At 71.5% G+C, this 21874-nt stretch carries 21 protein-coding genes; 7 read left to right on the top strand and 14 right to left on the bottom strand.

Annotated features, from left to right (window positions below):
* Positions 1–69 precede the first annotated feature (69 nt).
* Positions 70–915 (bottom strand): universal stress protein, encoded by an 846-nt coding sequence (locus F563_RS0102345; protein WP_019013036.1) that lies wholly within the window; start codon positions 913–915, stop codon positions 70–72.
* Positions 916–1228: 313 nt separating this feature from the next.
* On the opposite strand from F563_RS0102345, the gene F563_RS21275 reads away from it, so the two are divergent.
* On the top strand, positions 1229–2158 hold the full coding sequence (locus F563_RS21275) for a hypothetical protein (RefSeq protein WP_019013035.1): 930 nt from the start codon (positions 1229–1231) through the stop codon (positions 2156–2158).
* On the opposite strand, the gene F563_RS0102335 is transcribed toward F563_RS21275, so the two are convergent.
* Entirely contained in the window at positions 2136–3107 is a 972-nt protein-coding gene (locus F563_RS0102335) for a ribose-phosphate diphosphokinase (RefSeq protein ID WP_019013034.1), read from the bottom strand. The genes F563_RS21275 and F563_RS0102335 overlap by 23 nt on opposite strands.
* A 53-nt stretch (positions 3108–3160) precedes the next feature.
* Between F563_RS0102335 and F563_RS0102330 the strand changes: the two genes are divergently transcribed.
* Positions 3161–4540, top strand: a complete 1380-nt coding sequence (locus F563_RS0102330; protein ID WP_245557089.1) for a nicotinate phosphoribosyltransferase — start codon at positions 3161–3163, stop codon at positions 4538–4540.
* 11 nt (positions 4541–4551) lie between these two features.
* On the opposite strand, the gene F563_RS0102325 is transcribed toward F563_RS0102330, so the two are convergent.
* Genes F563_RS0102325 through F563_RS0102315 form a run of 3 tightly spaced genes read right to left on the bottom strand, consistent with a single transcriptional unit; the run spans position 4552 to position 6232 of the window.
* Positions 4552–4842 carry a hypothetical protein gene (locus F563_RS0102325; protein WP_019013032.1) on the bottom strand — a complete coding sequence of 97 codons (291 nt, stop codon included), beginning with the start codon at positions 4840–4842 and terminating at the stop codon, positions 4552–4554.
* Between the two features lie 47 nt (positions 4843–4889).
* Complete coding sequence (locus tag F563_RS0102320) at positions 4890–5573, bottom strand: phosphoribosyltransferase (RefSeq protein WP_019013031.1); 684 nt, start codon at positions 5571–5573, stop codon at positions 4890–4892.
* The gene (locus tag F563_RS0102315; RefSeq protein ID WP_211211323.1) at positions 5570–6232 is read right to left on the bottom strand and encodes a dienelactone hydrolase family protein; all 663 of its coding nucleotides are present in this window, start codon (positions 6230–6232) and stop codon (positions 5570–5572) included. Before F563_RS0102315 ends, F563_RS0102320 begins: the two co-directional genes overlap by 4 nt.
* A gap of 202 nt (positions 6233–6434) precedes the next feature.
* Here F563_RS0102315 and F563_RS0102310 point away from each other — a divergent pair, with 202 nt between their 5' ends.
* The 3 genes from F563_RS0102310 to F563_RS21270 are packed head-to-tail and all read left to right on the top strand — an operon-like array spanning position 6435 to position 9124.
* Entirely contained in the window at positions 6435–6863 is a 429-nt protein-coding gene (locus F563_RS0102310; RefSeq protein ID WP_019013029.1) for an archease, read from the top strand.
* A 12-nt stretch (positions 6864–6875) separates the two neighbouring features.
* Complete coding sequence (locus F563_RS0102305) at positions 6876–8306, top strand: RtcB family protein (RefSeq protein WP_019013028.1); 1431 nt, start codon at positions 6876–6878, stop codon at positions 8304–8306.
* Between the two features lie 8 nt (positions 8307–8314).
* Positions 8315–9124, top strand: a complete 810-nt coding sequence (locus F563_RS21270) for a bifunctional DNA primase/polymerase (protein WP_019013027.1) — start codon at positions 8315–8317, stop codon at positions 9122–9124.
* Positions 9125–9128: 4 nt separating this feature from the next.
* Here the strand turns inward: F563_RS21270 and F563_RS0102295 are convergent, their stop codons facing one another.
* Positions 9129–9947: a hypothetical protein gene (locus F563_RS0102295; RefSeq protein WP_019013026.1), complete on the bottom strand. Its 819-nt coding sequence runs from the start codon at positions 9945–9947 to the stop codon at positions 9129–9131.
* Between the two features lie 11 nt (positions 9948–9958).
* Positions 9959–12403: a Lon protease family protein gene (locus F563_RS0102290; RefSeq protein ID WP_019013025.1), complete on the bottom strand. Its 2445-nt coding sequence runs from the start codon at positions 12401–12403 to the stop codon at positions 9959–9961.
* A 155-nt stretch (positions 12404–12558) separates the two neighbouring features.
* Between F563_RS0102290 and F563_RS0102285 the strand changes: the two genes are divergently transcribed.
* Complete coding sequence (locus F563_RS0102285; protein WP_051089307.1) at positions 12559–13926, top strand: tetraacyldisaccharide 4'-kinase; 1368 nt, start codon at positions 12559–12561, stop codon at positions 13924–13926.
* Here F563_RS0102285 and F563_RS0102280 read toward each other — a convergent pair.
* Genes F563_RS0102280 through acsA form a run of 5 tightly spaced genes read right to left on the bottom strand, consistent with a single transcriptional unit; the run spans position 13902 to position 19121 of the window.
* Positions 13902–14147, bottom strand: a complete 246-nt coding sequence (locus tag F563_RS0102280; protein ID WP_019013023.1) for an acyl carrier protein — start codon at positions 14145–14147, stop codon at positions 13902–13904. The two genes, F563_RS0102285 and F563_RS0102280, sit on opposite strands and share 25 nt — an antisense overlap.
* Before the next feature lie 36 nt (positions 14148–14183).
* Positions 14184–15335 (bottom strand): dihydrolipoamide acetyltransferase family protein, encoded by a 1152-nt coding sequence (locus F563_RS0102275; RefSeq protein WP_019013022.1) that lies wholly within the window; start codon positions 15333–15335, stop codon positions 14184–14186.
* A complete protein-coding gene (locus F563_RS0102270) occupies positions 15332–16333 on the bottom strand; it encodes an alpha-ketoacid dehydrogenase subunit beta (RefSeq protein ID WP_019013021.1) in 1002 nt (333 codons plus the stop codon). Before F563_RS0102270 ends, F563_RS0102275 begins: the two co-directional genes overlap by 4 nt.
* Entirely contained in the window at positions 16330–17319 is a 990-nt protein-coding gene (gene pdhA / locus F563_RS0102265; RefSeq protein ID WP_019013020.1) for a pyruvate dehydrogenase (acetyl-transferring) E1 component subunit alpha, read from the bottom strand. Before pdhA ends, F563_RS0102270 begins: the two co-directional genes overlap by 4 nt.
* A complete protein-coding gene (acsA, locus tag F563_RS0102260) occupies positions 17316–19121 on the bottom strand; it encodes an acetate--CoA ligase (RefSeq protein WP_245557088.1) in 1806 nt (601 codons plus the stop codon). The genes pdhA and acsA overlap by 4 nt, the downstream gene beginning before the upstream one ends.
* 268 nt (positions 19122–19389) lie before the next feature.
* Between acsA and F563_RS24650 the strand changes: the two genes are divergently transcribed.
* Positions 19390–19755: a hypothetical protein gene (locus F563_RS24650; RefSeq protein WP_156825031.1), complete on the top strand. Its 366-nt coding sequence runs from the start codon at positions 19390–19392 to the stop codon at positions 19753–19755.
* Positions 19756–19785: 30 nt separating this feature from the next.
* Here F563_RS24650 and F563_RS0102255 read toward each other — a convergent pair whose 3' ends face one another.
* The gene (locus tag F563_RS0102255; RefSeq protein ID WP_019013018.1) at positions 19786–20334 is read right to left on the bottom strand and encodes an NADH-quinone oxidoreductase subunit B family protein; all 549 of its coding nucleotides are present in this window, start codon (positions 20332–20334) and stop codon (positions 19786–19788) included.
* A 12-nt stretch (positions 20335–20346) separates the two neighbouring features.
* The gene (locus F563_RS0102250; protein ID WP_026299259.1) at positions 20347–21849 is read right to left on the bottom strand and encodes a hydrogenase large subunit; all 1503 of its coding nucleotides are present in this window, start codon (positions 21847–21849) and stop codon (positions 20347–20349) included.
* Positions 21850–21874 lie beyond the last annotated feature (25 nt).

Genomic DNA, 21874 nt, shown 5'->3' with positions numbered 1-21874 from the left:
CGCGACCGTCGCGCGGCTCGCCGGAGCAGGCCGCGCATCGATGGTCGCGCAAGCGCGCCGCTGCGGGACTCAATGCGCCATCAACACGGGCAGCGTCATCTGTTGCAGCAGCGTGCGCGTCACCCCGCCCAGCACCATCTCCCGGAGGCGCGAGTGGCCATAGGCGCCGATCACCAGCAGGTCGGCCGACAGTTCGGCCGCCCGGTTCAGCAGCACGTCGCCTTCGCGGAGTTCGCCGGACTCCGTGTGCTCGACCCGCACCCTGACGCCGTGGCGCGCGAGATGACGCGCGATGTCGGCGCCCGGCTCCTCGCCGTGACCGTCGAGGCCAAGCCGCGGATTGACGGCGAGCACCGTCGCCGTCTCGGCGGCGGCAATCAGCGGCAGCGCGTCGTTCACCGCGCGCGCCGCCTCGCCGCTGGCGTTCCAGCCGACCAGCACACGCCGTCCGACGGTCTCGAACCGGCCGGCATAGGGCACGACCAGCACCGGCCGTCCGGACGAGAACAGCACCGATTCGACGATCGCCCCGGCCACCGGCTGGTCGCTCTCGGGGTCCTGCTGCCCGAGCACCGCGAGATCGGCATAGCGGGCATGCAGGGTCACGAGCGCCGGCGCCGAGCCCTCGACGAGGCGCCACTCGCCCGCCAGTCCGTCGCGCCGCAGCCGGTCGCGGAACTCGGCCTCCACTGCGGCACCCTGAGCGAGCGCATCCTCGCGCATCCGGTCCATGAGCTCCACGAGCGCGGCGCCACCGCTGCCGTCGCCCGCCGCGATCACCGGCAGCGGGATGTCGACGACGAAGAGCCCCGTCAGATGCGCCTCGTGCCGGCGCGCCAGTTCGGCCGCCAGCGCCAGACGGGCGCGCCCCGGCGCGGTGGCTTCAAGATGCACGAGGATGTCACGGAGGGGCATCGTTCTCTTCTCCCTGGGCAGATGCGCGGCGAAGGCTACAGTCATTCCGCTGCTGGCGTGACACTATGACGCAGATCAACGCGACCGGTCCTGCCAAATCATGGCATCGCGGCCAGGATTCACCCCAGATGCATCGACGGCGATGACAGCCAATGCGGCCCCGCGCGCGATGACAACCGACGAGACCGCACAACGAGGCGATCTCCCCCGCACGGCGACGGCAAGCACTTCCCTGTCGGATGCGCTTGTCGCCTTGCGGCAACCGGACGCCTACCCGTGCGCCCCGGGCACGGTCACAGTGCGCGAAACGCACATGTCGTATGTCTTCCTGACTGATCGCTTCGTCTACAAGCTGAAGAAGCCGGTGCGGCTGAACAGCCTCGACTACACGACGCTCGATCGCCGACGCGCCTGCTGCGAGACCGAGGTCGCGCTCAATCGCCGTCTCGCGCCGGGGATCTATCTCGGCCTCGTGCCCCTTGCGCGCACGGCGGATGGCGCGTTGCGGCTGGAGGCCGACGGGCCGGTGGTGGACTGGCTGGTCAGGATGCGCCGCCTGCCCGACGCGCGGATGCTCGACGTTGCCCTCGCGCAGGGTACCGCGACGCGCGAGGATGTCGAACGCGCGGCGGACCTGCTCGCCGGCTTCTTCCGCGCCGCGCCGGCCGAGACCGTGCCCGAAGCGCTCTATCTCCGGCGGTTCACGCACGATCTCGCGCTTGATCGCGCCCTGCTCTGCGATCCCGCCTTCGCCCTCGCCGAGGCCGAACCTGGCCGTCTGCTCGACCGCCTCGGCGCCTGGCTGGAGACGCAGGGCGAGGCGCTGCTCGCGCGGCTGCATGGCGGGCACGTGATCGAGGGCCATGGCGATCTCCGCCCTGAGCACATCTTCCTCGGCCCGCCGCCGGCGGTGATCGACGCCCTCGAATTCGACCGCACGCTGCGCCTGCTCGATCCGGCCGAGGAGATCGCCTTCCTCGCGCTCGAATGCGACCGGCTCGGCGCAGCCTGGGCCGGCGCGATCGTCCGCGACCGCTGCGCCACCGCGCGCGGCGCGGCCGCATCGGCGGAGGTCTCGGCCTTCTACCTCGCCTTCCGTGCCTGCCTGCGTGCCCGGCTCTCCGTCGGCCACCTCCAGGACGCAGCCCCGCGCGCGCCCGAGACCTGGCTGCCCAAGGCGCGCTGGTATCTGGAGAAGGCCCGGGAAGCGGCTGAGATGCTCAGCCCTCCAGCAGGGCGGTGATCGACCCGCCGCCGTGCAGGCGCCGGATCGCCTCGGCGAACAGCGGCACGGCAGTGATCACCTCGACGCGCTCCTGGAGCAGCGATGGCGGCAGGCGGAACGGCGGCACGGTGTCGCTCACCAGCACGCGCGCGAGCGACGGCGCGGCGATCGTGCGCGCCGCCTCGCCCGTGAACAGCCCATGCGCGGCGACCGCGACCACGCGCGCCGCCCCCTGCGCGAGGCACGCCTCGGCCGCGCGCCGCATCGTGCCCCCCGTGCTGATCAGATCATCGACCACGACCACCACCGCACCCGCCACCTCGCCGACCAGCAGATCGCCCGAGACCACGCCGCCGCTGCGCCGCTTGTCGAGAAAGGCGGCGCCGACCGGCCGGCCGAGCAGACGCTCGAAGCTCTCGCGGAACAGCTGCGCCCGCTTCACGCCGCCGGGATCGGGCGAGGCGATCACGACGGGATCGCCACCGACGAGCTCCTTCAGCCGCGGCGCGAACAGACGCCGGCTGTCGAGCGGCACGGACCGGCAGCGATACGCGTTCTCGAACGCGGCGACGTTGTGCACGTCGAGTGTCACGACGGCGTCGGTACCGACGGCCTCGAAGAGCTGCGCCAGGTAGCGCGTGGTGATCGGGTCGCGCGGCTTGGTGCGCCGGTCCTTGCGCCCATAGGCGAGATAGGGAACGACCGCGGTGACGCGCGCTGCGGCGCAGTCGCGCAGGCAGGCGATGAAGAACAGCAGCCGGCAGAGCTTGTCGTTGGCACTCTGCGACGGATCGCCGTGCAGGCCCTGCACGACATAGACGTCCGCCCCGCGGACGACCTCGAGCGGACGCGCCTTGTGCTCGCCATCCTCGAAGCCGCGCTCCTCGTGCCGCGCGAGCGGCACTTCGAGCGCGGCGGCGATCCCCTCGCCGAACGACCGGCTCGCATCCAGGGCGAACAGCTTCATCACCGTCTCCTTCCCGACCGGCACGGCTTCAGCCTAGCATCGCGCGAGCGTCCATGACGCGATGCCTCGACAGCGGACAGCGGCTCTGCATGCAGGGACAGACGAGAGGCGAGACGCCGGACGGGCTTGCCCTGTTCACGGATCTCTACGAGCTGCGCATGGCGCGCGCCTATCTGGCCCTCGGCATGACGGAACGAGCGACCTTCAGCCTGGCGGTGCGCACAGTGCCGGCGTCGCGCAACCTGCTGCTCGCCTGCGGCATCGACGACGTCATCGACCTGATCCTCGGGCTGCGCTTCGATACGGCGTCGCTGGACATGCTGCGCGCGCTCGGCGAGTTCCCCGAGGGGTTCCTGGACTGGCTCGCACGGTTCCGCTTCAGCGGCGACATCGATGCCATGGCCGACGGCACACCGGTCTTCGCCGAGGAGCCGCTGATCGAGATCACCGCACCGATCGCCGAGGCGCAGCTGCTCGAGACCCAGGTCATGAACCAGGTCGGGGTGCAGACGCTGCTCGCCTCGAAGGCGCTGCGTGTGGTGCTTGCCGCCGCCGGCCGCACGGTGGTGGATTTCGGTGGCCGCCGCGCGCAGGGGATCGACGCCGCCCTCGCCGGGGCGCGCGCCTTCCACGTCGCCGGCGTCGCCGCCACCTCGATCGTGCTCGCCGGCGCGCGCCATGGCATCCCCGTCATCGGGACGATGGCGCACAGCTTCGTGCAGGCCTTCCCGACCGAGGCGGCGGCGTTCGAGGCCTATGCGTCGCTCTATCCCGAGACCACCCTGCTGGTGGACACCTACGACACGATCGAGGGTGTGCGTCGCGTCATCGCGCTCGCCGCGAAGCTCGGCCCGGACTGCCGGATCCGCGGCATCCGGCTCGACTCCGGCGATCTCGCCGCCCTCGCCCGGGCGGCGCGGGCGATGCTCGATGCGGCCGGGTTGCAGCGGCTGCAGATCTTCGCCTCGGGCGGGCTCGACGAGCACCGTGTCGCGGCGCTGATCGCCGCCGGCGCGCCGATCGACGCCTTCGGCGTCGGCACCGAGATGAGCGTCTCGGCCGATGCGCCGTCGCTCGACCTCGCCTACAAGCTCACCGCCTATGCCGGCGAGCCGCGCACCAAGCTCGCACCCGGCAAGCGCATCCTGCCCGGGCGCAAGCAGGTGTTCCGGGCGGAGGGCGACGTGATCGCGCTCGCCGAGGAACGGCCGGACGGCGCGCCCCTGCTGCGCCCGGTCGTGCGCAACGGGGTGCGCGTGGCGCCACGCGCCACGCTGGCCGAGGCGCGCCGCACCGCCGCCGAAGGCGTCGCCCGCCTGCCGCCGCGCCTGCGCGGGCTCGGCCCCGCCGAGCCCGCCTATCCGGTCGCGCTCAGCCCGGGGCTCGCCGCGATGCTGGCAGCCCTGCGCGCGCGGCACACGACCGCCGCCTGACGGCCGACGGATCATCGCAACGCGAGGCTCAGGCCGTCCGGGCAGCGAACCAGCACGGTGCCGAGCGCGGCGCTCTGCCGCCACATGCGCGCACCGATCATCCGCGCGGTCTCGACCCCCGGATCGACCGGGGCGAAAGGCAGGCGGAGCGGCAACGCGGGCAGCAGCACCGGCCCGTTCGCATCGATGCCGAGGCGGAACAGCATGCCGCGACCGCTGCGCAGCACCGGCAGCACGGATCTCCAGAGCGTCTCCGCCCGCTTGCCGACGCGCCGCCCGGCGTCGCCGCCGCGGCCGGGCATCCTGTCATCCCGCCGGATGACGTCCGCCTTGCCGGCAGACGCCACGCTCATGCGGCACCGCCGGGACGCGGAGCCTCGGCGGCGCGCAGCAGCGCGATCACCTCGTCATCCTCGAGCTGATGGAAGTCCTCGTAATGGCCGCCGATCCCGAAAGGCAGGTGCGACTCGCGCAGGCAGATGATGTGGTCCGCCTCCGACCGCAGGAGCGCGATCGCCTCGGGCGGCGCCACGGGCACGGCCAGCACGATCTCCTGCGGCCTGCGCCGGCGCAGCGCCATCAGGCCCGCGCGCATCGTCGCGCCCGTTGCGATGCCGTCATCGACGACGATCGCCGTGCAGCCGGCAACGTCGACCGGCGGGCGGTCACCGCAGTAGAGCGCCCGCCGGCGCGCGATCTCGGCGAGGCCACGCCGCCTGCCCTCGGCGAGATCCTGCTCGGTCGCACCGACCAGCCCGAGGATGTCCTCGTTGATCACCAGGATCGGCGCCTCTCCGTTGCAAACGGCGCCGATCGCGAGTTCGGGCTGCATCGGCGCGCCGATCTTGCGCACCAGCAACAGGTCGAGCGGGGCGCGAAGACGGCGCGCAATCTCGGACGCCACGGCGACACCGCCGCGGGGCAGCGCCAGCACCACGGGGCGCACAGGCGCCAGCTCCACCAGCCGGTCGGCGAGGAGCCGACCGGCCTCGGCCCGGCTCGGGAACAGCACGGGCAGACGAGGATCGATCATGATGCCGTCTCCGAGGTAGCCAGCCAGCGTCGGAACCAGGCCGCGGCATGTCGGGCCACCGCCTCCAGCGCACCCGGCTCCTCGAACAGATGCGAGGCGCGAGGGACGACGATCAGCTCGACCGTGCATCGCATCTCTGCCGCCGCGACCCGGTTGAGCGCGAGCACGTCGGCATCCTCGGCCCCGACGATGAGCAGCGTCGGCGCGCGCACGAAGGCGAGTGCGTCACCGGCAAGGTCGGGACGGCCGCCACGGCTAACGACGGCCCGCACCGCGTCGCCGAGCGCCGTCGCGGCGACGAGGGAAGCCGCCGCCCCCGTGCTGGCGCCGAACAGACCGAGCGGCAACGTCGCCGTGCGTGGATCGCACCGAAGCGTCGTGCAGGCGGCCGCCGTCCGGTGGGCGAGGCGCGGGATATCGAAGACGTTGCGCCGATCCTCGGCCTCTGCTGCGGTCAGAAGGTCGAACAGCAGCGTCGCGAAGCCTGCGTCACCGAGCGCGTCCGCAACGAAACGGTTGCGCGGGCTGAGCCGGCTCGATCCGCTGCCATGCACGAACGCCACGAGGCCTCGCGGCACCGGCGGCAGGCGCAGCGTGCCCTGGAGCACCCCCTCCTCCTCGCCGAGCGGCATGGTCCAGTCTTCGACGGTATGCGGCATGGCGACCATGTGTCTGCCATCGGGTCCGACCGGCGCCGGACGCGCCAGTGGAACTCGTGCCCCGGCACCGCCTGGCGCTCAATGATCAGGATCAAGGTGCGGCGCAGGCTGCCATGCAGACTGCCGACCAGCACAGACAGGTACCAAACGCATGGTTGGAGGCGATCGGACGCCTGGAAGCGGCACGACGCGGGACAAGGCGATGCGCGCGTCAGCCGGCGCCGCGTTCGCGTTGTTTCCCCACGATGCCGATCTCGGCGTCACCGGTCAGGGTCCGACCGTAGAGATCGCCTTCGAACAGGCCGCGCGCGCGATCACGGCGGCGATCACGGAGGCGGATGTGGCGGAGACGGAGCGCGTGACATTGACCTGCGACGCTCCCGATCTCGACCTGCTGCTGGTGGCGTGGCTGAACGCGGTGATCGCCGAGATGGCCGTTCGGTCCATGCTGTTCGGCCGGTTCCGGGTGCGCATCGATGGCACGCATCTGAGCGCCGAGCTCTGGGGCGAGCCCATCGATCCTCCCCGACATGCACCCGCCTGCGAACCGAAAGGCGCGACCTGCGCCATGGCGGAGGTCAGGCAGGATGCGGAAGGACTCTGGCATGCGCGCTGCATCATCGACGTCTGAGGCAAGGGCTCGATGGACCCGGCACGGCTGATCCGCCTGGATGACACCACGTGGCGCGCCGAGCCCACCGGCGCGATGCGGGCGCCCGTCGTGATCTACGCGGAAGAGGCGCTGATCCGCGGCATGGACGACAAGGTGCTGGAACAGGCGCGCAATGTCGCGACCCTGCCCGGCATCATCGGTGCCGCCTACGCCATGCCGGACGCGCATTGGGGGTACGGCTTTCCGATCGGCGGTGTGGCCGCGTTCGACCCGACGCTCGGCGGCGTGGTGTCGGCCGGCGGCGTCGGCTTCGATATCTCCTGCGGCGTGCGCACGATGCTGACGGGGCTGCCGGCCTCGGAGGTCGAGCCGCGGAAGGCCGCGCTCGCCGATCGGCTGTTCGCCGCCGTGCCGGCCGGGATGGGCCGGCAGGGCGACATCACCGTCGAGCCGGCGGCGATGGACGCGCTGCTCGAGGGCGGGGCGCAGTGGGCGGTCGCGCAGGGCTGGGGCGAGGCGGAGGATCTCGCGCGCATCGAGGAGCAGGGCCGCATGGCGGGCGCCGATCCGGCCCAGGTCTCGGAGCGCGCACGGCTGCGCATGCGGCGCGAACTCGGCACGCTCGGCTCCGGCAACCACTATCTCGAAGTGCAGGTGGTCGCCGAGATCCTCGCGCCCGAGATCGCCGCCGCCTATGGGCTTCGGCTCGGCGAGGTCGTCGTGACGATCCATTCCGGCTCGCGCGGGCTCGGGCATCAGGTGGCAAGCGAGTTCCTGCTGGAGATGGCGGCGCGTGGCATGCCCGAGGGCACGACTCTGCCGGACCGCGAGCTCGCCTGCGCGCCGATCGCCTCGCCGCTCGGCCAACGCTATCTCGGCGCCATGCGTGCGGCCATCAACTGCGCCTTCGCCAACCGCGAGATTCTCGGCCATCGGGCGCGGATGGTGTTCCGCGAGCTGTTTCCGGAGGCGCACCTCAGCCTGCTGTTCGACGTCTCGCACAACACCTGCAAGGAAGAGACGCACAAGATCGACGGTGAACCGCGACACCTGTTCGTGCACCGCAAGGGTGCCACACGTGCGCTCGGCCCCGGCCATCCCGCCCTGCCGGAACGGCTGCGCGCGGTCGGCCAGCCGGTGCTGATCGGCGGCAGCATGGGCACCGGGAGCTGGGTGCTGGCGGGCCTCCCGAACAGCGAGGCGCGCGCGTTCGCCTCGGCCTGCCACGGCGCCGGCCGCGCGTTGTCGCGCCACGCCGCGCTCAAGCGCTGGAGCGGCCGCGCGATCCAGGACGAGCTCGCGGCCGCGGGCATCCTGATCAGAAGTCCCTCGACACGCGGCATCGCCGAGGAGGCGCCCGGCGCGTACAAGGATGTCGGCGCGGTCGTTGCGGTCACCGAACGGGCGGGCCTGGCACGCCGCGTGGCACGGTTGCGACCGATCGTCTGCATCAAGGGATAGCGGCTTGCATGCCGGCGCATCGCGACCACGGCGCAACCCGTGCGGGCTCACCGATGCTCGCCGCAGCGCTCGGCTACCTCGCCCGCGGCTGGTCGGTGCTGCCGTTGCGCCCTCATGACAAACGACCGATCCGAAGCTGGGAGCAGTGGCAGCATGCGCGACCATCCGAGCCGGAGGTTCGAGCCTGGTTCACGGCATGGCCCGAGGCGAATCTCGGCATCGTCACCGGCGCCGTCTCCGGCCTGGTCGTGCTCGATGTGGACGCGAAGAGCGGCGGCGCGGAGGCGCTCGCCGGCGAGGAGGCGCTCGCCGGGCCGATGCCGCCCGGCCCCGAGGTGCTGACCGGCGGCGGCGGGCGCCATCACTATCTGCGCCACCCGGGCTTCGAGGTGCCGAACCGCGTCGGCATCCGTCCGGGGCTCGACCTGCGCGGCGACGGCGGCTACGTCGTCGCCCCGCCATCGATCCATCCTTCGGGCCAGCCGTATCGATGGCGTGACGGCCACACGCCCGACGACCTGCCGTTGCCGTGGCCGCCACGCTGGCTGGTCCAGCCGGCCGGGCGGCGCGGGCGCAGCCTGCGCGAGTGGCGCGCGCTCGTGCGCGAGGGCGTGGCCAAGGGCGAGCGCAACACCACCCTCGCCTCGCTCTGCGGCCATCTGCTCTGGCATGGCGTCGATGCGGAGGTGGTGCTCGAACTGTTGCTTGCCTGGAACCGGGTGCGCTGCCGCCCGCCGCTGCCGGACGACGAGGTCGCGCGCGTGGTCGCGAGCATCGGCCGGCTGCACGCCGAAACGCGCAGCGACGGACAAGCGTAGGCAGCTACGGCCGCGTGGCGATCGCGAGCACGGGAACGCCGCGCGCGGCCGCAAGCGGTGACAATCTCCGGCCGATCCGCGCGTGCGGCAGCACAAGCAACCGTTCGCCCGCCCCCGCAAGCCCGGAGAGGATGGCCTCGGTCGTCGGCGCCGCGAGCGCACGCACGAGAATGCGGGCCGCCGCGACGCCGGCCGTCTGGGCGGCGGCGACCGCCTCGGCCGTCTGCCGCTCGTCCGCGGCCGACAGCAGCATCAGCGTCTCACCCGACGCCACCGCCACGCGTGCGGCGAGCTCGCTCTCGGCGGCGCCCGCGTCCGAGATCACGGCGGCGACCGGCCCGCGCGTGCGGACAAGCCGCGGCGGCAGCATCAGAACCGTCCGTCCGATCCCGAGCACCGCGTCCTCGACACGCCGCAAGCTGGCATCCGCGAGGCCTAATGGTGCCTGAGCCGCGGCGAGCGCGATGATGTCCGCCTCGCCCGCCTGCTCCGCGAGCAGCGCGCTCGGATCACCGCGGAGCCGGATGAACTGTGCCGGCCGCCCGAGCACGGCGCTCGCGCGCTCGAGCGTGCGCCGCGACTGCTCGGCAAGCGCGGCCAGTTCGTCGGCGAGACGCGACCGGTCGAGCGAGCGCCATGCGCCCATGGGCAGGCAGAGCTCGCGCGCGAACGGCAGCCCGGCCAAGCAGAGCACGTCCTCGTCCTCGACGAAGATGCCGTGCGGATCGAGATCGAGCAGCCGCGCCAGACCGAGCACCGCCCCGAGGGTCTCCGGATCGCCACCGGCATGACGGAGATCGAGCAGAAGACGACGATAGCGCAAGGATTGCCTCGTCACGGCTCACGCTCCGGCCGCTCACGCTCCTCCTTGGCCCAGGCGCGGCGCCAGGCGGCGAAGCGGCGGAGGCGGTCCTCGGCGGCGCGATAGACGCTGCCGTCGGGGAAGAGTCCATCCGCGCCTCGGATGCCGGCCGGGCGGTCCGCGAGCAGGTGAAGCGCCTGCTCGACGCGGTGCACCGGCCAGACGGAGAACTGGCCTGCCGCACAAGCCTCGATCACCCTGCGGTCGAGCATCAGGTGCTGCACGTTCGCCGCGGGCACGATCACCCCCTGCGTGCCGCTGAGCCCGCGGAGGGCGCACACCTCGAAGAAGCCCTCGATCTTCTCGTTCACCCCGCCGATCGCCTGCACTTCGCCGTGCTGATTCACCGAACCCGTGATGGCGATATCCTGGCGCAACGGCACCTCGGCCAGCGCCGAGACCAGGGCGCAGAACTCCGCGGCCGAGGCGCTGTCACCCTCGACCGCGCCGTAGGACTGCTCGAACACGAGCTGCGCGTGCAGCGACATCGGGATCTCGGGAGAGAACCGGCTCGCCAGGAGGCCGCCGAGAATCAGCACGCCCTTGGAATGGATCGGCCCGCCAAGCTCGACTTCCCGCTCGATATCGACGATCCGTCCCGTCCCGGGGCGGACCGTCGCGGTGATCCGGGTCGGCCGCCCGAAGCTCTCTGCGCCGAGCGTGATGACGCTGAGCCCGTTCACCTGGCCGATCCGCGCGCCCTCCGTATCGATCAAGGCGACGCCCCGCCGGATCGCGTCCTGCATCCGCTCCTGCACGCGCGCCGCGCGCCGCCGCTGCGCCGCGATCGCGTGCTCGATGTCCTCCGCCCTCGCCATGCTGCGGCCGGAGCCCGCCGCGTGGTGACCCGCCTCGATGACGACATCGCGCAGCCGTTCGACCAGCAGCGTGAGTTTCGTGCCGTCGCCGGCAAGGCGGGCCGCATGCTCGACGACACGCGCGAGCGCACCCGCATCGAGCGGTGGCGTGCCCTCCCTCCGCAACGTCTCCGCGATCATGCCGGCCAGCATCGCCTCGCTCTCCGCGGAGCGGTCGGTGTCGTCATCGAAATCGGCAAGCACCTTGAAATGCGCCCCGAACTCGGGATCGAGAGCGGCGATCAGATAGTAGAGCAGCCGTTCTCCGAACAGCACCACCTTGACGTCGAGCGGGATCGGGTCGGGCTCCAGCGTGACAGTGCTGCCCAGTCCGACGATGCGCGCGACATCCTCGATGACGATCCGGCCCTGTACCAGCGCGCGCTTGAGCGCGGCCCAGCTGAACGGCTCCGACAGCAGCGCGCGCAGGTCGATCAGGATCGCGCCGCCGTTGGCGCGATGCAGTGCGCCAGACTTGATCAGGCGGAAATTCGTCACCAGCACGCCGAACTGCGAGAGATGCTCGACGCGCCCGATCAGGTTGCCGAGTGTGGGATGCAGCTCCTCCACCACCGGCGCACCGGCCGCGCCGTTCTCGGCGGTCACCAGCACGTTCACGTCGTACCGTTCACGCACCACGCCGGCGGCGGCACCCGGCCGGCGCTCCTCGCCCTCGCCCTCGCCGTCCTGGAACAGCTTCAGGTTCTCCATCATGTCGGCACGCACGGCGGCCAGGTAGTCGAGCACGGCCGGCTGATCGACGAAGGCGGCCCGCACCTCCTCGATCTCCTGATCCACCACCACCGCGGCCGTTTCCTGATCGAGGGCGCGGATCGCGTCCCGCCTCGCCTTCTCCAGCCGCGGCAGGCCACGCAGCGTCGCCTCCAGCTCCTCTTCGAGCTCCGTCATCACGGCGCGCACGGCGGCCTGGCGCTCCTCGGGCCAGGAGGCGAACTCCTCCGGCGGCACGACCTTGCCGTCCTTCATCGGCGCGACGGCGAACCCCATCGGCGTGCGCAGGATCGCCATGCCGCGCGCGGAAGCCTTCTCGCCGAGCTTGCTGAAGGCCTCGGATGCCTTGGCATTGAAGCTGTCCTGGATCGCGCTGCGCCGGCGCGCGTAATCCTCGCTTTCGAACATGGCCGGCAGCGCCGCCCGCAGGTCGTCCACCAGACCGTTCATCGCCCGGCGGAGCTGCGGCGCCCGGCCACGCGGCAGGCTGATCGCGATCGGCCGGTGCGGCGTGGCGAAGTTGTTGACGTAAACCCAATCGGGCGGCGCGGGGCGCTGCCGCGTCGCCTCGGTCAGCAGCGCGGTGGCAACCTCGCGGATCTGGGCACCGGGACTGCCGATCGCGACGATGTTGAAGCCCCGCGCCGCCGTTGTCGCGCCGAACCGGATCGCCTCGGCGGCGCGGGGATAGGCCGAGGGTGCATCGATCGGCGCCTGCGCGGGGGCGGTGTCCGTGTCCGGCGAACGGAAGGAGGCGGCACGACACAGGCGCTCCGGCGGCAACCGTTCAGGCAGCTCCGGGCTGGTCGGTGCACGTGTCTCGACCATCACATCATCCTGCCGTATCCGATAGCGGGGCAGCGCAGCATCGTCCTGCCGGCGCCGGAAGCCAACGGGCTTGCGACGCCGCTCACGGGGGATTGCCGGCGAGGCGCGCCTCGCCAAGCATCGCTCCGGTAGAAGGGCCGAGAGGAGGCGCGGCGATGGCACGACGAGTCCGGACCGTCATCATGGGTGCGGGCGGGCGCGACTTCCACACCTTCAACATGCTCTACCGCGACGATCCCACGCACGAGGTCATCGCGTTCACGGCCGCGCAGATCCCGGGCATCGCCGGCCGCCGCTACCCGGCGATGCTCGCCGGGTCGCTCTACCCCGACGGCATAGCCATCCACGATGAGGCGGTGCTCGAAACCCTCATCCGCGACCATGAGGCCGATCGCGTCGTGTTCGCCTACAGCGACGTCGCGCATGTCGCGGTGATGAACCGCGCCTCGGCCGTGCTTGCCGCCGGGGCCGAGTTCGTGCTGCCCGATCCCATGCGCAGCATGCTGCCCGCGCCACTGCCGGTGATCGCGGTCTGCGCCGTGCGCACCGGCTGCGGCAAGTCGCAGGTCGCCCGCTGGATCGGTCAGCGGCTTGTCGCGCGCGGCCTGCGCATCGGTGTGATCCGCCATCCGATGCCGTACGGCGATCTCGCCGAGCAGGCTGTGCAGCGCTTCGCGCGCACCGAGGATCTCGATGCCGCACGCTGCACGATCGAGGAGCGCGAGGAGTACGAGCCGCACATCGCGGCCGGGCTCGTCGTATACGCCGGCGCGGAGACGGCGGCGGTGCTCGCGGCCGCCGCCGCGGAAAGCGACGTGCTGCTGTGGGACGGCGGCAACAACGATTTCCCCTTCATCCACCCGGATCTGCTCATCGTTCTCGCCGACGCGCTGCGGCCGGGCCATGAGCGCCTGTTCCATCCGGGCGAGGCGGTGCTGCGGCGTGCCGACATCGTGCTGATCGCCAAGGCGAATGCCGCGGCCGAGACGGATGTTGCGTCGCTTGCCGCGTCGGTCCGCACGCTCAATCCGCGCGCGCAGATCCTGCGCGGCGCCTCGGTGGTGCGGCTCGACGATCCCGACGCGGTGCGCGGCCGGCGCGTGCTGGTGGTCGAGGATGGACCGACGCTCACGCACGGCGGCATGCCGCACGGCGCCGGCTTCCTCGCCGCCCGCGCGGCCGGGGCCGCGGAGATCGTCGATCCGCGTCGCTCGGCCGCAGCGGAGATCGCGGCCGTCTTCGCCGCCTATCCGCAGCTCGGCCCTGTACTGCCGGCGATGGGCTACAGCGAGGCGCAGCGCAGCGCCCTCGTCGCCACCATCGCCGGCTCGGCCGCCGAGGTCGTCGTCGCCGGTACGCCGGCCGATCTGACACCGTTGCTGACCGGCATCCGCCCGGTCGTGCGGGCACGCTACGACTATGCGGAGATGGAGACGACCGGGCTTGGCGCGGCGATCGAGACGTTCCTGATCCGCCATGGCCTGGCGACGGGACCGGGTCAGTCCGCCGCCGCGCCGAAATAGCCAGCGATCCCGTCGAGCGTGAACAGGCGCGGATAGTCCGCCTCCGGGATCGGCCGTCCCGTGCGTTCGTGCAGACCGGTGACCAGGTTGAGGAAGTCGATCGAATCGAGGTCGAGCGCCTCGCGCAGGTCCGCATCGCCGGCGACCGCGGAAATGTCCGCTTCCGGTGCGATCGCCGCAAGGATTTCGGCCACCAGTCTCTTGGTCTCGCTCGGGGTCATGCGCATCCTCGCTGCGGTCCATGGAAGAGGCCGACGCTAGAGCCGTTCGGCATCAGCGAGCAGCGCGGCCAGTCGCGTCAGCAGCAGCCCGCCGACATGCCCGTCGGTCGCGCGGTGATCGCCGGCGAGCGTCAGCGTGACGACCTGGCGCGGCTGGACCGTGCCGTCCACCACCCAGGGTCGCACCACGATGCGGCCGATCCCGAGCATCGCCACCTGCGGCGGGTGAATCACGGGCAGGACGCTCGCCGCGCCGCGCTCACCGAGGTTCGTGATCGTGATGCTGGCGGAGGTCAGTTCGGAACCGCGGAGTGCGAACCCGCGCGCGCGCTGCACCAGGTCGCGCAGTGCCGCCATCAGCGGATCGAGCGCGAGACGGTCAGCATCCCGGATTGCAGGGGCGATCAGGCCGCCGCCGCGCAGCGCGACGGCCCAGCCGACATGGACGCCATCGGCGGCACGGAACCGCCCGTCCTCCCACCAGCCGTTCACCTCCGGCGTGGCCGCGATCGCGAGGGCGGCAGCGCGCAGCAGGATCGCCGCCGGCAGCAGTCGCGCCGGCGGGTCGCGCTCGGCATTGATCCGCGTGAGCCGGTCAAGGGCGGCTGACACATCGACCGTTTCGCTGAGGTAGTAGTGCGGGATCTCGCGCTTCGACCGGCTCATCGCCGCCGCGATCGCCGCGCGCATGGCGGCCGGGTCGAACCCTGCCGGCACGCGCTTCGGCGGCGCGGGCGACGGCAGGTCGGCGAGGCAGATCGCTCCGTCGACGCCGGTGCCCCGCAGCCGTTCCAACGCAATGCCGAGCGCGGCGGCGCGCCGTCGGGCGGCGGGCGTGACCCGCACGCGGCCCGCCTGGGGCGGCGGCGCTGCGGTCGGTCCGGCGGGTGCCTTCGGCGGCGTCACTGCGGGCTGCGGTGTGGGCGGCGCCGGCGCGACCTCGGCCGCGGCGCCCTCCGCGGCGATCTCTGCCAGCGGCGCGCCGACCGGCACGACCGCGCCGGGCTCCGCGATCAGCGCGCGAACCACCCCGTCCTGGAAGACCTCGATCTCGATCGCGCCCTTCGCGGTCTCCACCACGGCGACGACGTCGCCACGCTTCACGCGGTCCCCCGGACGGACGAGCCACTCCACAAGCGTGCCGGACTCCATGTCCGCGCCCAGCGACGGCATGCGGAAGACCGTCATGACGGACGCACGAGGCTGCGCGCGGCCGCGGCGATCGTCTCCGGCTGCGGGAGGGCAGCGCGTTCGAGATGCGCGGGATACGGGATCGGCACCTCGCGCGCGCAGACCCGACGGATCGGCGCATCGAGCTCGAAGAACGCTTCCTCGACCAGGCGCATCGCCACCTCGGCCGAGAGCGAGCCCGACCGCCAGCCCTCGTCGATGATCACCACGCGGCGCGTGCGGGAGACGGAGTCCACCACAGTCACCATGTCGAGCGGGCGCAGCACGCGCAGATCGATCACCTCCGCCGAGAGTCCCTCCCCGGCGAGCATCTCCGCGGCGGCGAGGGTCTTGAACAGGCTGCCGCCATAGGTGACGAGCGTGACGTCACTGCCCGGGCGCCGCACCTTCGCGTGCGCGATATCGACGCCGGTGACGGCCGGATCGAGCGTGCCCTCCATGTTGTACAGCATCACGTGCTCGAAGATGAGCACCGGGTTCGGATCGGCGAGCGCCGGAGCGAGCATGTGGCGCGCATCCTCGATGGTCGCCGGGGCGAGGATGCGAAGACCGGGGATGTGCGCGAACCAGCCCTCCAGGCTGTGCGAGTGCTGCGCCGCGAGCTGGCGGCCCGCCCCTGTGGCGAGCCTCAGCACCAGCGGTACGGCGAACTGCCCGCCCGACATGTGCGGGATCGTCGCCGCGTTGTTCAGGATCTGGTCGAGCGCCAGCAGGCTGAAATTGCACGTCATGACCTCGACGATCGGCCGCATGCCCGCCATCGCCGCGCCGATGCCGGCGCCGACGAAGGCGCTCTCGGACAGCGGGGTATCACGGATGCGATCCTCGCCGAGTTCGGCCATCAGCCCCTTGGTGACCGCGTAGCAGCCGCCGTAGCGGCCGACATCCTCGCCCATCAGGAAGACGCGCGGATCGGCGATGATCGCTTCGCGGATGGCCTGGCGGCAGGCCTCGCGATAGGTGAGGCGCTCGGCGGTCGTGGATGCGTCGCTCACGACGGCACCTCGTCCATGGTGACGAAGCGTTCGAGTTCCTCGACCGGCTCGAGTGTGCCGGCCTCGGCGAAGGCGACGGCGTCCTCCACCTCGGCCGCGACCTCGGCGCCGAGTACGGCAAGGTCGTCGCCATGCAGATGCCCGGCCTGTTCCAGCCAGCGTTGCAGCCGCACGATCGGGTCGCGCTCGCGCCACGACGCGACCTCCTCCTTGGTCCGGTAGAGCTGCGCGTCGAACATCGAATGCGCGCGGAACCGGTAGGTGAGGCATTCGAGCAGATGCGGCCCACCACCCTGGCGGATGCGCGCCACCGCGCGGCGCGCGGCAACCTCGACCGCGACCACGTCCATCCCGTCCACCGCCTCGCCGCCCATGCGGTAGCCGGCCGCCTTGCGCCAGATTTCCGGCTCGGCCTCGGCGACACCGAGCGGCGTGCCCATCGAGTAGCGGTTGTTCTCGCAGACGAACAGCACCGGCAGGCGCCAGAGGGACGCAAGGTTCAGGCTCTCGTGGAACTCGCCTTCGTCCGCCGCCCCCTCGCCGAAGAAGCATGCGGTCACAGCGTCGCGCTTCTGCATCGCATCCGCGAGCGCGACGCCGAGCGACAGCGGCAACCCGCCACCGACGATCGCGTTGCCGCCATAGAAGCGCGTCGCCCGGTCGAAGATGTGCATCGAGCCGCCACGGCCGCGGCACGTCCCTTCCAGCTTGCCCAGCATCTCGGCCATCAGCGGGCGCATGGCGATGCCGCGCGCCAGCGCCTGGCCGTGCTCGCGATACGTGGCGATCACGGCGTCGCGCGGCTCGAGCGCCTGCATGATACCGACCGCGACCGCCTCCTGGCCGTCATAGAGATGCAGGAAGCCGCGGATCTTCTCCGCCTGGTAGAGCTCGGCGCAGCGCGCCTCGAAGGCACGGATGCGCATCATCTCGCGCAGCAGCTTCAGCCCATGCGCGCGATCGAGATGGACCTTCGCCTCGCTCATCGCGCGTCGTCCTCGAGGGTGGAGAGGTCGCCTTCGGGCAGGCCGAGTTCGCGCGCCTTGAGCAGGCGCCGCATGATCTTGCCGCTGCGCGTGCGCGGCAGGGTGGGCAGCGCGTCGATCTCGCGCGGTGCGACCGCCGGACCGAGCCGCTTGCGCGCATGGCCGAGCAGGTCCCGCCGCAGCTCCTCGGACCACACATGGCCCGCCTTCAGCGACACGAACGCCTTGACGATCTCGCCCGCGGTCGGATCGGGCTTGCCGATCACGCCGGCCTCCGCCACCGCCGGGTGTTCCATCAGCGCGCTCTCGACCTCGAACGGACCGATCAGATGGCCCGATGACTTGATCACGTCATCGGCGCGCCCGACGAACCAGAAATACCCCTCCTCGTCGCGCATCGCGAGATCGCCGGTGAGGTACCAGCCATCGGCGAAGCATTTGCGGTAGCGCTCCTCCTCGTTGATGTAGGCGCGCATCATCGACGGCCAGCCGGCCTTGAGCGCGAGTTCGCCCGAGACCCCCGGCTCCCGCACGACCTTGAGACGCCCCGCCTCGCGCGTGACGATCGCCGCCTCGACGCCGGGCACGGGCCGTCCCATCGAGCCGGGCTTCACGTCCATCGCCGCGAAGTTGGCGATCATGATGCCGCCCGTTTCGGTCTGCCACCAGTTGTCGTGGAACGGCCGGCCGAAGGTCTCGTTGCTCCAGACCACCGCCTCCGGATTGAGCGGCTCGCCGACGCTCGCCATGAAACGCAGCGCCGAGAGGTTCCGTCCCTTCAGCGCCTCTGAGCCGAGGCGCATCATCATGCGGATCGCCGTCGGCGCGGTGTACCAAACGGTGACGCGCTCGCGTTCGAGCACGCCGTACCAGGTCTCGGCATCGAACTCGGCCTCCACCACCAGCGTCGTCACGCCGTTCGCGAGCGGGGCGATGATGCCGTAGCTGGTGCCGGTCACCCAACCGGCATCCGCCGTGCACCAGAAGATGTCGTCGGCGTGCAGGTCGAGCGCGTAGCGGCCGGTGAGGGTGTGCATCACCACCGCCTCATGCACGTGCAGCGCGCCCTTGGGCCGGCCGGTCGTGCCGCTGGTGAAATGCAGCAGCGCCGGATCCTCGGGGTCGGTCGGCGGGATGGCGTAGTGCGGATCCGCGGCACCGACCAGCGCGTGCCAGTCCTCGGTGCCTTTGACCGCCGTGCCCGTCTCGTCCTCGCCGATCAGGATGACGTGAGCGAGGTTCGGCAGGCTGTCGCGCAGACCCTCCACCTTGCGGCGATAGAGTGCCTCGGTGGTCACCAAGACCCGCGCATCGCCGAGCGTCAGCCGCGTCAGGATCGGCTCGGGGCCGAAGGCGGAGAACAGCGGGCAGACGACGCATTTCGCCTTGAGCGCGCCGAGTACGGCGAGATGCAGTTCGGGGATCCGACCGAGCAGCGCGAACACCCGCTCGCCCGGCCGCACGCCGAGCGCACCGAGGGCGTTGGCGACGCGGTTGGTCGCATCGCGCAGCCCGGCCCAGGTGAAGCTGCGCCTCTGGCCACGCCGGCCGAGCCAGCGCAGCGCGACCTCATCCCCGCGCGGTCCGTCGGCGTGCCGGTCGATCGCCTCGTGCGCGATGTTGAGTCCGGCACCACCAGGCAGTCCGTCCAGCAGGGCGCGCGCCGCGTCCCAGCGGAAGTGGCGGCAGATGGCTTCGTAGTCGCTCAGGTTCGGTGGCGGACGAAGGCTCTCGACCTGTTTGGTGATGCGCCGATAGCCCGCGCGCACCCCGTAGTCTTGCCCTGCATCCTTGGTCGTCACCGGCGTGTCCCTGTCTGGAGGACGAATTCCTCCCGTCTCGGCCGTCCTGGACCATGATCTGCGTCAATCGGCCCGGACGGCGTGGACCCGCGCGGCTGCCGGGACAGGCCCGGCGTGCGGGTTTCGGCGCCACGGCTGCCGGCCGCGCGCCCGGCCTCGCCACAACTTGATCGGGATCAACGCAGCCGGCGGCGGACTATGCATGCTGTCCAGGACGAGAACGAGAAACACGACGGGCGCATGGCCCGAGCGGTGGGTGGAGGCAGCAATGGCCGAGAAGTCCAAGACTGACCCTGCCGCGCCAGGCGACGCGAACAGGCCGGCGGTGCAGCGTTCTCCTGCCAAGGCGCGGGAGGCCGCGGGCAGTGCCTATGACAGTTTCTGGCATTGCCTCAGCGGACAACACCCGGCAGGACGGTGGCCGCGCGATCGCGACGTCGCGCCGCTGCGTCCCTTGCGTGCTGCCTTCGGGTTGGCCGAGGAGAAACAGCCGATCGATTACGGTCCGACAGGGCAGCCGGGTCACGCCGCGCCCCGGACACAGGCCCGGGGCGGTCACGCGCGCGACGCACGCGCCCGGCCTGCCGGTTCGGAAGAGCATCGCGGCGCAGCACCCGGTCCGCGTCGCGACTGAGGGCCGCGCCGTTCGCGAACGATCGAGGCCTCACCCGGCGGCCGCAGGACGTTGAACGGCCCGCCGCGTATCCGGTTCCAGCAGCGCCAGCAATCCCTTCAGCATCGCGATGGGCGCAGGCGGGCATCCGGGAATGCGCAGATCGACCGGGATCACGGCCGCAACGCTGCCGACAACCGCATAGGAGGATGCGAAACACCCCCCGTCGACCGCGCAGTCGCCGACGGCCACCACCCATTTCGGATCCGGCGTCGCGACATGAGTGCGTTCGAGCGCCTCGCGCATGTTCTTCGTCACCGGCCCGGTCACGAGCAGCACGTCGGCATGACGCGGCGAGGCGACGAAGCGCAGCCCGAAACGCTCGATGTCGTAGTAGGCATTGTTGAGCGCGTGGATCTCGAGCTCGCAGCCATTGCACGACCCCGCATCCACTTCCCGGATCGCCAGGCTGCGCCCGAGACGGCGTCGCGCCGCGAGCCCAAGCGCCTCGCCCAGCTCGGCCAGCGCCGCGTCATCCGGTGCCGGCGCCGGTTCCGTCACCGGCAGGCGGATCAGGCTTTCGAACAGCAGCTTGCGCATCGCGCCGTCGCCTCAGAGATCGTGGCCCGAATAGGAACAGTTGAACGACTTGTTGCAGAGCGGGAAGTCCGCGACGATGTTGCCCTCGATCGCCGCTTCGAGCAGCGGCCACTGGAACCAGGATGGATCGCGCAGATGGCAGCGCGCGATCCGGCCATCCTCGGCGAGGCGCAGCCAGACCAGGATGTCGCCGCGGAAGCCTTCGACCAGCGCGAGCCCCTCGCCGGCCGCCGCCGGCACCTCGAGGCGCAGGGCACCGGCCGGCAGCGCGTCCAGGATCATGTCGATGAGATCGAGACTTTGCCCGACCTCGCGGATGCGAACCCAGATACGCGCATTGACGTCGCCCGCCTCCAACGTCGGCACCTCGAACGCCAGACGATCATATGGCGGGTAGCGCATCGATCGGCGTGCATCGAAACGACGGCCCGAGGCGCGCCCGACGAAGCCGCCGGCGCCGAACTGTCGCGCCCGATCCAGGGCAAGCACCCCCGTGCCCACCGTACGGTCCTGCAACGAGGCGGTGTTGTCGTAGAGCTCGATCAGCGCGGGAAACCGCCGGCGCAGCGCAGCAACCAAGCGGCGCAGCGACGCCGCGCCGTCCAGGGTCAGATCGACGGTCACCCCACCGGGGATGATGCGATCGCGCATCAGGCGATGACCGAAACAGGTGTCGGATGCCCGCAGCACCTGCTCGCGCAGGATGCCGCACTGCGCGTGCATCAGGCTGAAGGCAGCGTCGTTGCAGATCGCGCCGATATCGCCGAGATGATTGGCCACGCGCTCCAGCTCCGCCATCAGGGCCCGCAGCCAGTGCGCGCGCTCCGGCACCTCGACGCCGAGCGCGGCCTCGACAGCCCGCGCGAAGGCAAGCGCATACGCGACCGTGCTGTCGCCCGAGACGCGGCCCGCGAGCCGCGCGCCCTGCTCCAGCGTGGCGCCGGCCATCAGCCCCTCGATCCCCTTGTGGACGTAGCCGAGCCGTTCCTCCAGGCGCACGACCGTCTCACCGCTGGCGGAGAAGCGGAAATGCCCGGGCTCGATGATGCCGGCGTGGACCGGGCCGACCGGGATCTGATGCAGACTCTCGCCCTCGGCCGCGAGGAACGCGTAGGCCGGATCGCGCGGCACCGCCGCTGCACCGAGCGGTCGGCTCAGGCCCCACCGCCCGTGATCCAGCCATGGCCGCGTGTCCGGCAGGCCGATCGGCGTCAGCCCAAACAGATCCTGCGCGGCCCGCTCCGGGCGGATGGCCGGGGGATGCTGTGCGCCGACCGAGGGATAGCGGCCGTCGGCGCAGTCGAGACTGAGAACGACGATCGCTTCGGCGGCTTCGTCGCAGAGCGCGATGTGGACGCCGGCCGCCTCACCCCAGAGTCCGAGCAGCGTGGGATTGCCGTCGGCGAGCTGCGCCATCACCGCCTGCCACGTCGCCTCATCGACGACGACGCGTGGCCACGGCCGATGCGATGCGATCGGCCGCCCGCCTGTGATCAGGTCGCTGAGGCCAGCCATCCTTGCCTCCTTGCCGGTCTCATCC

Origin of the sequence: Elioraea tepidiphila DSM 17972, from assembly GCF_000378465.1 — a bacterium.
Taxonomy (GTDB): domain Bacteria; phylum Pseudomonadota; class Alphaproteobacteria; order Acetobacterales; family Acetobacteraceae; genus Elioraea; species Elioraea tepidiphila.
This window is presented reverse-complemented; position numbering and strand designations above follow the sequence as displayed.